This window comes from Hominilimicola sp. (assembly GCF_046972485.1).
Taxonomy (GTDB): Bacteria; Bacillota; Clostridia; order UBA1381; family UBA1381; genus Hominilimicola; species Hominilimicola fabiformis.
Map to the genome: position 1 here is coordinate 1 of NZ_JBKVWU010000012.1, position 14,649 is coordinate 14,649.

Sequence of the window (14,649 nt, forward strand, 5' to 3'; positions counted from 1 at the left end):
AGGGCGAGGTTTACGAAAGCCACCTCTTTACCGTGAAAGATGATAAATTCAAAAGCGAGCCTTTTCTTCGGGAGGTAAAAGAGATTTACACTGACCTTATCAATCGCCATATTGCTGATCCCGAACAGCAGTTAAAGGTATTTGATAAGAACAGCGTTTATCTTCCTACCAAGAAAATCGGTAAGAACAATCCCAAAGCCGCCGAGATTGAAGCCGACAACGCCGCAAGGCAGGAATGGAACAGGACGGCGGATATGGCATTGTTATCGGGGATTGAGGAAACAAAGATACTGGAAATCAAGAAAGAGGAAATCCACCAAAAGGCAAGTCAGTCCATTAAAGAAAAGGGCTGGCTGCCTACCTTGTTCCGCAGCATTATCGGCAGGGCAAAGGAGCTTCTGCAAAGCCTTATCCGAGAAAAGGATATGCCGCCCAAGCCTACGCTGGATATGGATATGGCGGAATTTCGACGCATGAAAAATCTGATGATAAAGGCGCAGGAGGGCGCAAGGGAAATCCGCCGTTTGCAGGACGATGTTCTCCCGAAACTGAAAGCGCAGCTTGCAGACACAAAGGGGCTTTTCAAAGGCAAGGAGCGTAAAGCCTTGTCCGAGCAGATACAGCAGACGGAAAAGGAAATCGCTGCAAAACTGGATATGCTGCCCGATATTCTGAAAGAGGACGGTTATCCCGATGTGCAGGCGTTCATGCGTACTTTCCGAGAAATGGAAAGCGTTGTGGAACAGTACAGCCGTGACCTTGCCGAGTGGGAGCGTCAGACCAGCAGGAAACCGTCAGCCGCCGCCAAAGAGCAGCGCAGACCACCCGAAAAGCAGAGCGTATTAAAACATTTGCGGGAGATACAGGATAAAAATAGGCAGAAACCACCCCAAAGACAGCGCAAAAAATCCATTGACAGAGATAGCCGATAGATATGGAAAAACCGCCGTTATGGTGTTACCCATAGCGGCGGTGGTACATAATTATTTGCTGACTGCAAGCGTGATTTTCATATCCTGAACATTGATGATTGTTTCTTTTTTGCACTTCGGACAGTAGAGAGGAAAGTTTCTCATCTCAGTATTTTCCTGTATCATTGTTCGGGTTTTATTGCCGCAGACAGGGCAAAGTATCCATTCTGTTTTCATAATGTCGACCTCTTTGCGTTTCTCACTAATGGGAAAATATGAAATCTATATCATTCAATTTCAGTTAGAAATCTAAATTCCCCAATCCTGACTAATCATTTGCAGCTTTACCATATGCGGATAAATTTTGCCTGTGTTCATCAGTTTTTCCGGCGTTCCCTGTTCGGCAACCGTACCGTTTGAAAGCACAACCACTTTATCTGCGCCGCTTACGGTACGCATACGGTGGGCGATAACAAGTACGGTCTTGTCCTTTATCAGTCTTGACAAAGCAGCCTGTATCAATGTTTCATTTTCCACATCAAGACTTGCCGTTGCTTCATCAAGTAAGATAATAGGGGAATTTTTGAGAAAAGCGCGGGCGATTGAAATTCTCTGCCTTTCCCCGCCAGACAATTCGCAACCATTTTCACCAATCATACTGTTATACCCGTCTGGGAGCTTTTCTGCAAATTCTTCACAATTTGCTAGTCTTGCCGCCGCAATTACTTCTTCGTCGGTCGCGTCCTTTCTGCCTATTCTGATATTCTCCATGATTGTGTTGTTAAACAGCGTCACATCTTGAAATACGATAGAGTACAGAGACAGCAAGGTTTCCGGCTCTATTTTCGATATATCCATACCACCGACAGTAATCTTCCCTTTGTTTATGTCCCAAAACCGCGAGGCAAGACGCGACACCGTAGTTTTTCCGCCGCCGGACGGTCCGACTAAAGCGGTAACTTCTCCCTGTTTTGCCGTAAAAGACACATCTTTCAATACGGTTTCCCCAGTATTATAAGCAAATCCTACATGGTCGAATACAATGTCATAACCTTTATTTATCAGTTGATTTTCCCCTGTCTGAATAGGTTGGTCAAGGATTTCGTTCATGCGGTCTATGTTCGTTTTCGTAGAGATTACCGCAGCAAGATTTTGCAATGCGCCTTCAAGCGGGGCATAAAGCCTTGAAGCTACAAGCAAGAACATAAAAAACAGCGGAATATCAATTTCTCCACGAATAAGCAGCGTAGAGCCTACAAGCGCAACCGTAGCAATTCCAAACTTTAATATTAGTGTTGAAGAAACAACAAAAAGTGCTGTTCCAAGTTCTGTTATAATGTGCCGTTTTTCTACATAGTCAATTTTTTTGTCAAGTCCTTTCAGATAACTTTCTTCCGCATTGTTTGATTTCAAGTCCTGTAAACTTTCGATACACTCTTGTACACCGCTTTCAAGCGCGACATTTGCCGCTACAGATTTACAGTTAAAGTATTCCTGTATGCGAGCTGAAAAGAATGTGATTGTAAATGCAATCGGTAAAACCCACACCGCCGCAAGAGCCATTCGCCAGTCGTAAGCAAAAAGGCAGATTGCAATTAGTGTTGTTGAAATGAGGGAGCCTGCCAATGCGGGTACATAATGGGAGAATGCAGTTTCAAGCGTAGCACAGTCTCCCATAATAGAATTGGTTAAATCCGCAAGGTCTTTTTTGCCAAAAAAGGACAACGGGATTTTGCGTAGCCGTTCCGCTAAGGATATACGCCTTACCCCGCTTTCCACATAAGTCGCTAAGTAAGTGGCGTTATATTGAAACCAAGTCGCAATAAATATAAGGCATAAGCAAACCAAAGAACCAACCGCATAAAAAGCAATGCGGCTTCCATTCAAGTTCCCATTCATGGTGTCAATGACAAAGTAATAGAGCAATCCCACAGGGAGCATAAAGGATATATCCTGTACGACGCAGGCAATACAGCCTTTTATCAAATCGACAGCCCCCTGTCTTGATAATGCAAAACGTCTTTGCAATGTCTTAATCATGCGTTTACCTCCTTTGCAATCTTCCATTCTGCCGCTTCGGAATAATCCTTCCACATTTTTGTAAATATGCCGTTTCTTTCTATCAGTCCGCTATGTGTGCCGCTTTCGACAATTTCACCGTCTTGCAGTACATAAATGCAATCCGCGTCTGTGATTGACGACAACCTGTGTGCAATCATAATGACGGTCTTTCCCTTTGAAAGCGCGGATAAAGCCTGCTGTACGCGCACCTCATTATCGGGGTCGGCAAATGCGGTCGCTTCATCAAGGATTATGATAGGCGCATTTTTCAAAATCGCGCGGGCAATCGCTATTCTTTGCTGTTCGCCGCCGGACAGATATACGCCTTTTGCGCCGACAACCGTATCAATGCCATTCGGTAATTTTTCAATAATATCCAAGCACTGTGCAGCTTCCAAAGCATGGGCGATTTCTTCGCGTGTAGCGTCAGGCTTTGCCATACGCACATTTTCCAATATGGACGCTTTGATAAGTCGGCTGTTCTGAAATACAAAGGACACCTTATTCATCAATGTTTCTTTCGGAATGTCGCATATGTCGATATTCCCTATCAGTACGCGCCCTTTTTGCGGGTCAAAAAATCTTGTGACGATATTTGCAAGCGTTGTCTTGCCGCCGCCGGACGATCCTACCAATGCGACTGTCTGCCCCGGTTTTATGGAAAGAGATACATCATTGAGCGCGTTTTTCTTTCCGTCATAGCTGTAACTAACGTGTTCTAATGTAATCCCATTATCTTTAGGGATATTATTCACGCTGCTTTCAGATAATGGTTTTTCGTTCAGCACTTCATTAATCCTGTTAATTGCGTCGCCTACAATCATTGCGTCCTCGCTCATAAACATAATTTTTGTGAGCGTCGTACCAATGACGGGCGTAATCACAATATAGAAAATAAGGTTTAACAGAAGTTCATTTGTTACGCCGCCCCTTGTAAAGAGAATACCTCCGGCAATCAGAAACGCGAATACACTGTTAATTGCCGTTGTATAGAACATCATAGGCAGACGCAGCCCCTTTGTGTATGCGATTACCCATGTTTCGTAATTGTCTATCGCGTTTTTGAAGCGTTTGAAAGAAAAGATTGTCTGTCCGAAAGTCTTTACTACGGGTACGCCCCGCACATATTCAACGGCTTCATTTGACATATCGGCAAGCGCATTTTGATATTGTTCCATTCGCTTTTCCATGTCTTTTCCTGTCATTTTCATCATAATCAGAAAACCAAGCACAACGGGAACAAGGCTTAAAAGCCCTAACCGCCAGTCAAAAGCAAGCAACAGGAAAAGTAGCCCTATAGGGGTGGCAATCGCCCCCGCTTTGTCGGGAAGCCTGTGTGCAAGATACGTTTCCGTAGCAGCACTGGAACCGTTTACTATTCTCCGCAGCTTTCCACTTCCATACTTCTCCGTTACTCCGAGCGGCAATGCTGCAATATGGCGCATAAGCTCTTTTCGGATATTAGCGGCAACCCGGAACGCGCTCAAATGCGAACACATCAAAGCGGCTATGTAAACAACAATAGAGATAACTGCAAACAATACGGCAGACCAACCGTAGCCTGTGACATTCTCCGCCTGTGAGAAGTCCGGGGAAACCTCCAGTATGTCGTGAATAATACACCATATATACCAAAAAGGTACAAGAGCCAACAGTGCACTCATTACAGACAGTACCCAAGAAAGATAGGTCAATATCTTATGCCCTCCGGCATAACCCATCAGTCTTGATAGATTTGACTGTTTTTTCATTGATAAAACCTCCTTGAAAATTTTTTATGATACGAGAACAAAATGAACGTCCTCCAATATCCTCATTTCAGTTAGTGTTGCCCTTGTGAAGTTAGCAGTAACTAACCTGTGTATAAAAATTATAGGGCAGATTGCCCTAACGAATTTATTCATTTTTATTGCCCCATAATTTTCATCCACCCGGCGGTATAGAAATCTCTCATTTCTTTCAAATAGTGCTTTGCTTCTTCAAGAGGCATTTCATGTATAATCAGCTCAAAAAATGTATTAAACATTCCTGTAATCAAGATATGCTCCAACCGTTCATCAATGGGGGGAGCAGGTCTGCCTATCTTTTCAAGAACTGCTAAATAATCATGTGTTCCTTTTGTTTCTATTTCCACCATTTCATCAATCAATTTTGAAAAACGTGTTCCCTCCGAACAGCAAAGTATGAGCTTAAATTCATTCAAGTGTTCATAGGCATACAAGAGCATTTCATACATACATTCGCCGGAAGTAGAAGTAAGATTGTTAGGTTGTTCTTCTGGCGGAATTTCAGCAAATTCTTTTTGAGCCTTGCAAAATCGTTCCAGTAAAAAATTGTAGTGTTCGCCTACCAATGCTTCAAACAAGTCCTCTTTACTATCATAATAGCCATATAAAGCCCCTGTGGTTACGCCTGCTTTTTTAGCAATATTTCGTAATGAAGCAGATGTGAAGCCTTTTTCAAGAAATTCCTGTATAGCAGCCGATAAAATCATCTGCAATGTCGTTTTTTCTTCGTTGCTCATTTTTAATCCTCTTTTTATAACACTATTATATAACATCGTTATAATAGCACCTCGCAAAAACTTTGTCAATTCCCCAATATTATTTTCCACTATCCAAATATCATTTTCTGTCTGCTCAGAGATGTAAATTTCATTATCTTTTTGTTTGAAAAGGTGTTAAATGACCGTCTTTCAGTTAACACCCCTTGAAAGTGCGTTTACCCCCCATATATTCAAGGACTTTCGCCTGTTTCGTCCATTTGCCCTCGTAAATTGTGCCCCTTGTTAGATAACGGGGACTTTGAATGGCTTGCAAGCATGACGGGATTACTTCGCCAGTTGCTGAAATTGTGAGCGTATCCGTTAAGTATATCAGGTAAAATTTAAAAATTGTTTTACTTTCGAGCAACCACACAAAGCCAGCCTTTAGCATTTTTGTTCGTTTCTATATGCGTAAATCCTGCTTTTTCCAAAGAATATTTAATCTCTTTGGAAGTATAAATTTTCATTCCTTTTATAATCTCTGTCCATTTTTTATCTTTGTCATTTTCGCCATTTGACTCATTACAAACCATAAAAATTCCACCTTTTTTTAGCACTCTATATATCTGGCTAAAACTTTGGTCAATATCAGACCAAAAATATATTGTTTCAAAAGCAGTTGCTAAGTCAAAGGTTTCATTGGCAAAAGGAAGTTCCTGCACATTTCCTTGCAGAATTTCACAATGCTTTCTTTCTACTGCAAATTTATTAACTTTTTTTGATTTTCTAACACTAACCTCTGAATAATCAATGCCAAAAACTTTACCCTTTGGACTTTTTTCTAATAGTTTTTTTATATTTGCACCACCACCGCAACCAACGTCTAATGATATATCGTTCTTATTAATTTTTATATGCTTCAATCCCCATTCTGCCATAGGAGAATGACCTATATTCATCATATTAACCATAAGGCTTCCGCCAAGTCCTTTAGGTTTACAAGTGTTTTGAAAAAAAGACATAATTACACCTCTCCTTACATCAATCAAGTTAGCTTTGACTAATTCATTCTATCATTATTATAAAATTCGTGCAATAAAGTCTTAAAATAATTGCAGAAATGAGATAGTGTATTTACGCAGGTTTTCTCAATTTAGTATCTGTTTTCAAGTCAAAGAGGGTAGACAAAAAATATTATCTGCCTACCCTCTTTTTCATCTTATAAGCGTTACATTACTATGCGTAGATAATTTCTGCATTGACGATTTCTCTTGCTCTTGCCTGTATCTCGTTTATTCTGCCAACCCACAACATCGGGCGTTCTGTTTTGAGCTGTTCAGTAACGCCCTCCTTATCAGCCATTTGCTCAACCAATCGAAACATCATCTCCGTTGCCTGTTCGTCAATATCAGCAAGATAACTGTTCAATCTGCCACTTGTGAGTAGCGTGATGTAAACTGCTTTCTTGCATTCCTGTAAATAGCGTTTGTGTCGCTGTCCCCATAAGCCGATAGGCTTGTTTTCTTTTTCGGTTGGTAAAGTAAGGCAAGGAATATAATAATCCCCCTGCAATTCATACCAAAGTCCGTTGCTTTCATCGTAAATATATTTCTCCATAGTGTTATCCTCCAAAATAATCTATTCGCACATACATCACAGTTTCCCGATTACCACACTTTGTTATATTGTGTTATCAGATTTTTCTGCCCTTGATTTTGCCCTTATGATTGTGCAGAACAAGGGTAACATTGTGTGAAATCATATAAAGGGATAAGGTGGACTGATTGCGATAAATCCTTTATTTTCAAGGCTTTCGGAGGATTTTATTAAAACTCTATGAGGTGCGATAAACACCTGTGAAATTATGAATTTCTAATTATTATTTTTAATTCACGAACAATCCAGCAATTTTTCTTATAGTAAATCACCCACTTAGGATTTTGCACCATAGGTAGATAAAGACCTTAGATTATTAATTCTCTCGCCTTTGTACTTTTCCAAAACACATTACCAAGAGGAAATTTATCCAATCAGTAAGTAGTATAGGGAGTTTCTTTCCATAAAAACTCCAGCTACTTTCCGCTACAAAAGACACGCCTTTTCCATTTGCACATCTTTGATACACAGTATTCATCGGTCCAACCACGATCACTGCATTAACACCCCCTGGCAAAAGCCTTCCTGCTATCAGCGTCATTTCTAATCCTTTTGAAATTTCCCGCACACCTAACTTTTTGTATTCAATATGGCGCTGTCGCCACTTCTAAAGTTTTATTACACCTGTTATTTCCGCTTTATAATCCATTATATTATTCAAAGCATTTTGTATATTTATAGTATTAAACATTGACAAAACAGATATAATAGAATATAATACAATTAGATTTTGCAATATTTCTGCAAAATAATATTAAAAGGGGTGCTATTATGTTATTAGAGTTCAAATTTAAAAATTTTAAAACATTTCAAAAAGAGACTTTGTTTTCTATGACACCTGCAAACAAGATAAAAGATATTGAATACAGCGTCTTGAAAACCAAAATAGGAAAAAAAGAATATAAAGTGCTTTCATCCGCCGTAATATACGGACCTAATGCATCAGGTAAAACAAATATAATTTCCGCTCTTGAAGTTTTTAAAAGTATTATTTTAAAAGGAAATATAAAAAATGGTGATTACGCTTTTACATCCCCAAATGAAGCCGTAAAAAAATTAGAATTAATCCCTAATTTGTCATTGGATAAACCACAGCCCGTAGAATTCGAAATCAAATTCATAACCGGTGGTATAGTATATCAATATGGAATTCAAATTGATTTAGGTACTTTTCTTGATTCAAATTACAATAGAAAGATATTAAGTGAAACATTATTAATTAATGAAAAAATGATATTTAAAAGAGATTCTTCACTAAAAATCGGAGATATAAATGTAATTTCAGATATGCTAATTGCGGCTTTTGATAAAAATGCAAGTGAAAATATGGCACAGAATAACTTAAATGACGAAGAATTATTTCTTACCGGACTGTTTAAGTCATTATATAGTTCACAAATTGTAAATAGTATTACAGAATGGTTTAAAAATAAATGCAAAGTTTTTTTAAGAGCAAATCTTATGACTATAGAGCCGCATATCGAAAAAGCAGAAAAGAATCAAGCATTTATGGATAAAACATTAAATCAAGCAATAAAGCTTTTTGGTATACACGGAAATAATATTGCTTATGTGAAATCCAATGATAATAACGAAATGTCCCCATATTCTATATTATCAAACGGAAAGGCTATTCCTGTAGAAATATTTGAATCTTGCGGAACAGAAAGATTCTTAAATATATTTCCAATAATTATAGAAACTCTACAAACTGGAGCAACATTAATTGTGGATGAATTTGATGCTTCTCTTCATCCTATGGCTCTTATGAGTATTGTCGGAGCATTTCATAATGATGAAATAAATAAAAAAGGTGCTCAGCTTATATTTAATACTCATAATCCTATTTTCTTGAATAAAAATATTTTTAGAAGAGATGAGATCAAGTTTGTTGATAGAGATGATAATACCGGTATTAGTAACCATTATTCTTTGTCAGATTTCGGAACATCCGGACCTAATGCGGTAAGAAATACTGAGGACTATATGAAAAATTATTTTATCAATCGTTACGGTTCAATAAGAAATATTGATTTTTCAGATATACTTGAGGAAAGAATGGAGAGTGTAACGAATGAAGAAAGTTAATTCATATTATTTTTCGGTTGAAGGTGAAAATGAACAATGGTATTTTGAATATCTTCAGAAGCTGATAAACAGTATTGATGAAGCAGTATTTAATGTTAAATTTAATATATAAGAAGGATAAATCTCCATTAAGCAGAATAAAATCAATAACAATTCCCGTTTATGCTAATCAAAAATTACCGGTATTCCACATTGTGGATTATGAAAGTAACGATAGTGAACACGCAACACAGTTTAGCAATCTTCTTGATGAGCTAAAAACTATTAGAAACAAACGAAGTGCATACAAGTATAAACTTGGATACAGTAATTTTGCCTTTGAATTGTGGTTGATATTGCATAAGCGTATATGCAACTTCTCTGTTGAGGACAGAAGTAAATATGTTCAAAATATAAACACTTTATATGGTACAGATTTCACAAAATTAAAAGATAATAAAAATAAAGAAACCTTTGATAAATTGCTCAATCAAACCACCTTAGAAAATGTTAAAGTTGCAATACGAAATTCACGAAAAATTAGAATTTATCAAGAAGAGATTGGTAATAGTATGATTGAATATAAGGGATTCAAGTATTATAAAGATAATCCTGACCTGACTATTAATGAGTGTGTTGAAATTATATTTAGTGAATGCGGAATAAATTTTGATTAAATTAGCATTTTCAAAAATTGTAATACAAACTGTAATACACATGAATCACCTTGTCCGAAAACGTAGTATTCATGTGGGTTACAGAGGATTTTATCAGCGGTCTCCAAAACCGCGTGCCCAAGGTTCGAGTCCTTGTACCCCTGCCAAATAAAAAAGTGTTGAAAACCTAAGGTTTTCAACACTTTTTTATTTATATTTTTTGTTTTCCAACACTTTTTCCGAAAAACATTCAAGGTTTGATAAAACCGAACCTGTTATTTTTTCGACTTGAATAACTGCCTCCGGATTAGGATTTTGCACCATATACATAATAAACACCTTATTTTTTTATATTAGACGGTAAAACGGCTTGCTTTTAAACCACACAAAAAAATAAGATAATTCGGAAATAGGTTTATTCACAAGCTATAACTATTTTAATCAATGTGATATTTGCATTTTTTACAAATTTCTTTAAACTCCGCTTTTCTTTTATATTCATCAGGCAAGGATAAAATTTTTATATACCCATCGATACAATCACAATTTTCTATACATTCATAATTATGTATATTCATTTCCACCAACGGACAAAAATACAAATCATCATTCATTTCTGTCTAATACCTCCTTAATTTTGATTTTCTTATCACTATATACAAAATAAATATAATATTTAATATTATTTCTTTATATAATTAAATTGCACAACAGTAGCTATCCAATTTAACGAACAAAAAAAACCGCTTAAACATACGTTTAAGCGGTTTCACTTGGTGAGCCATCGGAGATTCGAACCCCGGACAACTTGATTAAAAGTCAAGTGCTCTGCCGACTGAGCTAATGGCCCTGGCAGGGATAGCAGGACTCGAACCTACGCATGCCAGAATCAAAATCTGGTGCCTTACCGACTTGGCTATATCCCTGTATATTAAAATTAAAATGGGGTGGGTAGTGGGATTCGAACCCACGACATTCAGTGCCACAAACTGACGCTCTAACCAGCTGAACTATACCCACCATATGATGGCGGTAGTTATCTACGCACACTAAACTCTTTTTGAATTCCAAAAAGAAATTGGCGTGTCTGGAGGGATTCGAACCCCCGGCCCATTGCTTAGAAGGCAATTGCTCTATCCAACTGAGCTACAGACACATATATTGGAGCGGGTGATGGGAATCGAACCCACGCGACCAGCTTGGAAGGCTGGAATTCTACCATTGAACTACACCCGCATAATTCAATCTGTCTTTCAGTGAGTTCTCTACTCACCAACTGACTTGATTAATTATAACAGACCAAAAAGCATTTGTCAATACTTTTTTCAAAAAAATTTGTCATTTTTATGTACCGGGACAGATTCCTCTATCCCGACACATTTTTACTGATTTTATACACATAATCAGTCATTTTCGCCACATCATTTTTTGAATTAAAAACTCCGAACGACGCTCTGACCGCTCCCCTATCCGATGTACCTATCGCTCTGTGTGCGAGCGGTGCACAATGATAACCTGCTCTTACCGCCGCTTTGCCCTTAAGCATTTCAAAAACTTCTTCGCTTCCGAGATTTGCCACATTAAACGCGACAGTCGCAACACTGTTATCATTCCCGTATACCGTAACATTATCCATATTCATCAAATTTTCTTTAAATTTTTCGGAAAGCATTTTTTCATACTTACCGATTACATCAACGCCGTATTTCATAACATACTTAACCCCTGCCCCCAAAGCCTTAATTGCAGGTGTATTCATCGTACCGCTATGGAACTTATCGGGCATAAATTCCGGCTGGGAAACGCTCTCCGAATTACTTCCCGTTCCGCCCGTCACAAGCGGTGCAAGTTCTTCCGGACTTTTCACATACAATCCGCCTGTTCCAAGCGGTCCCATAAGACCTTTATGTCCCGGAAAAGCTATCATATCCGCATTCATTTTTTCCGCATCAATATTTATGCTCCCTGCCGTTTGTGCAACGTCCAGCAAAAACGGTATTTTATGCTTTTTCGCTATTCTTCCTATCGCATACACCGGCTGAATTGTTCCGCACACGTTTGACGCGTGGGTACAGACAATCAGCTTTGTATCTTTCCTCACAGCCTTTTCAACATCTTCCGCGTGTACATATCCGCTCTTATCCGCTTTTACAACGGTGTAATTACCGGGCAAACAAGCAGGTCTTAAAACGCTGTTATGATCCATCTCCGTAACGACAATATGTCCTCCGTTTGACATTGTGCCGAGAATGGCAGTGTTCAGAGCATACGTCGCATTTTGCGTAAAAACAATATTTTCGGCTTTTTTTATATTAAAAAGCTGTGCAATCAAATCTTGTGTATCTACAATAGCACGCACTGCGTCCATACTCATCTTATGTCCTCCCCGTCCTGCGTTTCCGCCCGAAAACAAGGTACTCTTAAAAAGCGTCGCATACACCGACAAAGGCTTTTTCAAAGTCGTTGCCGCGTTATCAAGATACAACATCATAAACACGCTCCCCGTTTACTGTTCTTTCTATATAAATCCGTCTAATCGGAATCTCATTATCGCCGGCTATCTTTCTGATTTCATTAAGTGCACGGTCATCAACACGCACGGAATAGGAACAGCCACCTTGATTTAAAGCGGACGGCGTATGCACAACATATGCCGGAAAACCGATAATTTTTTCTGCAGCTTTTTTTAGTCTTGTCGCAGTAGTGACCGATCCAACCAATATATACATAAATTTCACTCCCCTCAAATATTTTAAAAAGGCAAGCGAGAAATTCTTGCCTCCTTACTATATAATATTCAATCGACGATAGTTTGTGAGTAAACAAAAAAGACTGCCGACAATTTGTCGACAGTCTTAATTATCAATATACGTCAAACACACTTCGCGGTTTATTGTGATACGACACACTAAGCACCAGTCCTATTGCAATCATATTCACAACAAGTGACGTACCGCCGTAGCTTACAAACGGCAACGGAATACCCGTAACAGGCATAAGTCCGATACACATACCGATATTTTCAAATGCGTGGAACAACATCATTGCACCGACACCGACACAAATATATCTTCCGAAAGCATTATCGGCTTTTTGAGCGGTTTTAAAGCATTTATAAATTATGAAGAACAGCACCGCCGTAACAAGCAATGCACCGATAAAACCAAATTCCTCACTTATTACACTGAATATAAAGTCGGTATATTTAGTAGGCAAATAACCCATTTGGTTTTGCGTTCCCTGCAAATATCCTTTACCCCAAAGCTGACCCGAACCGACCGCAATTTTAGATTGAATTACGTTATAGCCTCTGCCCCTTGGGTCAAGGTTTGGATTGAAAAACACCTGAATACGTTTCTGCTGATATTCCGAAAGTACATACTTATATATAAAAGGCAATGACGCGACACCTGCCACACCAATCGGCAATATATATTTATATGAAAGTTTTGCAACAAACATAAGACATATAAACATAAACAAAAATACCAACACACTGCCCATATCAGGCTGTAACAAAATCAAACCTACAAGCACGCCGATATGAAGCAACAATCCTAAAATCGTAAGCGGTTTATTTATATCGTCATGCACTTTGGATAAGTGACACGAAAAAGTTACTATAAAGCAAATTTTTGCGATTTCCGAAGGCTGAATACCGATTGCACCGAATCTGATCCAGCTCCTCGCACCCCAGTCGCCGCTGACACCAAACACCAATACCAAAAGCAGTATCGCGACGGCGAATATATAAATCGGTTTGACGAGATTTTTAAGCTGTTCGTAATCGAAAAAACACGTTACAAGCATTGCCGCACAACCTATAACCATTGCACCCGACTGCACTATTACATTCGTATTCGACTGCAATGTTCGCGTAGCCGAATAAATCATCACTATTCCAAACACCGACAAACAGATTGTTGCTATAAACAAAACCCAGTCAAACTCCATAAGTATGACGGATTTTTTTGAAACACTTTTTATTTTCAAAAATATCACTCCTATTCAGATTACAGACAAAACGATTTTATCACAATTATTTATATTATATAACAATATTCGATTTTAAGCAATATTTTTAAAACTTTTTCGATTTTATTTTTAACAATAAAAAAATGGCGATTAAAAATCGTCATTTTTATGGTAAAGGAATATTTAATTTTTGCAATAATTCATTCGCACGGCGAATTTGTTTTTTACGATATTCCGCAATGTAATGCGTATCAGAACCGACGCTTACGGGAATTCCGCTTTCTTTGATTATCTGTTGTTTCTTTTCGTTGGTAAGAAAATCATAATAATATATGTAATTTCCCGAAGTATTCAGTTCCCAAAAAATATCGTTGTCACGTAAAATTTTTATTATATCAAGTCCGTATCTTTCACCGAGTTTGAAAATATCGGTATGTGCAAGACCTGCTTTGCATTTAAACAGCTTTCGCCATTCCAAAAATTCATAAAAATCTATTGCCCTTGTATCGTCAAGGCATTCAAAAAGTACATAATCAAAATTTTCCGTTGCACGCGGAAGCGATTCCGGCGGTGTCGGACGTGTACCGATTTCAAGACCGCAAAGAACTTTTATTTTATCGGCATATTTTATTTTACAATGCTGAATATATTCATAATATATAGGAAGATTTTCACCGATTGAGAATTGATGGTCGGTTATACCGATAACGTCAACACCGTGTCTGATTGCATTTTCAATTATTTCTTCGGGCGTGTTCGAGCCGTCATAGCTGAATTTTGTATGATTGTGTAAATCAACGGTATACATCAGAAAACCTCCTTTTTCTCATTTGCATAT

15 protein-coding genes, 5 tRNA genes and 1 pseudogene are annotated in these 14,649 nt (G+C 38.3%); 4 read left to right on the forward strand and 17 right to left on the reverse strand.

The window, feature by feature from the left end:
* A pseudogene (locus tag ACLTU0_RS02865) lies at nt 1-932 on the forward strand (MobA/MobL family protein); the annotation flags it as partial.
* A gap of 51 nt (nt 933-983) precedes the next feature.
* On the opposite strand, the gene ACLTU0_RS02870 reads toward ACLTU0_RS02865, so the two are convergent.
* The 7 genes from ACLTU0_RS02870 to ACLTU0_RS02900 form a co-directional block, all read right to left on the reverse strand.
* Complete coding sequence (locus ACLTU0_RS02870; protein ID WP_054689890.1) at nt 984-1,148, reverse strand: cysteine-rich KTR domain-containing protein; 165 nt, start codon at nt 1,146-1,148, stop codon at nt 984-986.
* A 72-nt stretch (nt 1,149-1,220) separates the two neighbouring features.
* On the reverse strand, nt 1,221-2,951 hold the full coding sequence (locus ACLTU0_RS02875; protein ID WP_147514140.1) for an ABC transporter ATP-binding protein: 1,731 nt from the start codon (nt 2,949-2,951) through the stop codon (nt 1,221-1,223).
* Nucleotides 2,948-4,723 carry an ABC transporter ATP-binding protein gene (locus ACLTU0_RS02880; RefSeq protein ID WP_119204755.1) on the reverse strand — a complete coding sequence of 592 codons (1,776 nt, stop codon included), beginning with the start codon at nt 4,721-4,723 and terminating at the stop codon, nt 2,948-2,950. The genes ACLTU0_RS02875 and ACLTU0_RS02880 overlap by 4 nt, the downstream gene beginning before the upstream one ends.
* Before the next feature lie 155 nt (nt 4,724-4,878).
* The gene (locus tag ACLTU0_RS02885; RefSeq protein ID WP_119204756.1) at nt 4,879-5,496 is read right to left on the reverse strand and encodes a TetR/AcrR family transcriptional regulator; all 618 of its coding nucleotides are present in this window, start codon (nt 5,494-5,496) and stop codon (nt 4,879-4,881) included.
* 374 nt (nt 5,497-5,870) lie between these two features.
* Nucleotides 5,871-6,479, reverse strand: a complete 609-nt coding sequence (locus tag ACLTU0_RS02890; RefSeq protein WP_119204757.1) for a class I SAM-dependent methyltransferase — start codon at nt 6,477-6,479, stop codon at nt 5,871-5,873.
* Nucleotides 6,480-6,693: 214 nt separating this feature from the next.
* A complete protein-coding gene (locus ACLTU0_RS02895) occupies nt 6,694-7,074 on the reverse strand; it encodes a TnpV protein (protein ID WP_046446979.1) in 381 nt (126 codons plus the stop codon).
* Between the two features lie 355 nt (nt 7,075-7,429).
* A complete protein-coding gene (locus ACLTU0_RS02900) occupies nt 7,430-7,654 on the reverse strand; it encodes a hypothetical protein (RefSeq protein WP_412321339.1) in 225 nt (74 codons plus the stop codon).
* A gap of 230 nt (nt 7,655-7,884) precedes the next feature.
* Here ACLTU0_RS02900 and ACLTU0_RS02905 point away from each other — a divergent pair, with 230 nt between their 5' ends.
* The 3 genes from ACLTU0_RS02905 to ACLTU0_RS02915 are packed head-to-tail and all read left to right on the forward strand — an operon-like array spanning nt 7,885 to nt 9,857.
* Entirely contained in the window at nt 7,885-9,201 is a 1,317-nt protein-coding gene (locus ACLTU0_RS02905) for an AAA family ATPase (RefSeq protein WP_412321340.1), read from the forward strand.
* Nucleotides 9,188-9,313, forward strand: a complete 126-nt coding sequence (locus ACLTU0_RS02910) for a hypothetical protein (RefSeq protein ID WP_412321341.1) — start codon at nt 9,188-9,190, stop codon at nt 9,311-9,313. Before ACLTU0_RS02905 ends, ACLTU0_RS02910 begins: the two co-directional genes overlap by 14 nt.
* Nucleotides 9,294-9,857 carry an RloB domain-containing protein gene (locus ACLTU0_RS02915; RefSeq protein WP_412321342.1) on the forward strand — a complete coding sequence of 188 codons (564 nt, stop codon included), beginning with the start codon at nt 9,294-9,296 and terminating at the stop codon, nt 9,855-9,857. Before ACLTU0_RS02910 ends, ACLTU0_RS02915 begins: the two co-directional genes overlap by 20 nt.
* A 416-nt stretch (nt 9,858-10,273) precedes the next feature.
* Here ACLTU0_RS02915 and ACLTU0_RS02920 read toward each other — a convergent pair whose 3' ends face one another.
* The 10 genes from ACLTU0_RS02920 to ACLTU0_RS02965 form a co-directional block, all read right to left on the reverse strand.
* On the reverse strand, nt 10,274-10,450 hold the full coding sequence (locus tag ACLTU0_RS02920; RefSeq protein WP_412321343.1) for a hypothetical protein: 177 nt from the start codon (nt 10,448-10,450) through the stop codon (nt 10,274-10,276).
* Nucleotides 10,451-10,610: 160 nt separating this feature from the next.
* A tRNA-Lys gene (locus ACLTU0_RS02925) sits at nt 10,611-10,686 on the reverse strand.
* Nucleotides 10,687-10,762 (reverse strand) — tRNA-Gln (locus ACLTU0_RS02930). It abuts the tRNA gene before it with no gap.
* Between the two features lie 17 nt (nt 10,763-10,779).
* Nucleotides 10,780-10,856 (reverse strand) — tRNA-His (locus ACLTU0_RS02935).
* A gap of 59 nt (nt 10,857-10,915) precedes the next feature.
* Nucleotides 10,916-10,992: transfer RNA gene (locus tag ACLTU0_RS02940), tRNA-Arg, on the reverse strand.
* Between the two features lie 6 nt (nt 10,993-10,998).
* A tRNA-Gly gene (locus ACLTU0_RS02945) sits at nt 10,999-11,072 on the reverse strand.
* A 130-nt stretch (nt 11,073-11,202) separates the two neighbouring features.
* On the reverse strand, nt 11,203-12,327 hold the full coding sequence (locus ACLTU0_RS02950) for an aminotransferase class V-fold PLP-dependent enzyme (protein ID WP_412321344.1): 1,125 nt from the start codon (nt 12,325-12,327) through the stop codon (nt 11,203-11,205).
* Nucleotides 12,311-12,565 carry a putative Se/S carrier-like protein gene (locus tag ACLTU0_RS02955; RefSeq protein ID WP_147513941.1) on the reverse strand — a complete coding sequence of 85 codons (255 nt, stop codon included), beginning with the start codon at nt 12,563-12,565 and terminating at the stop codon, nt 12,311-12,313. The genes ACLTU0_RS02950 and ACLTU0_RS02955 overlap by 17 nt, the downstream gene beginning before the upstream one ends.
* A 133-nt stretch (nt 12,566-12,698) precedes the next feature.
* The gene (rodA, locus tag ACLTU0_RS02960; protein WP_022229729.1) at nt 12,699-13,829 is read right to left on the reverse strand and encodes a rod shape-determining protein RodA; all 1,131 of its coding nucleotides are present in this window, start codon (nt 13,827-13,829) and stop codon (nt 12,699-12,701) included.
* 148 nt (nt 13,830-13,977) lie between these two features.
* Nucleotides 13,978-14,619, reverse strand: coding sequence for a PHP domain-containing protein (locus tag ACLTU0_RS02965; protein WP_022229728.1), 642 nt, complete (start codon nt 14,617-14,619; stop codon nt 13,978-13,980).
* Nucleotides 14,620-14,649 lie beyond the last annotated feature (30 nt).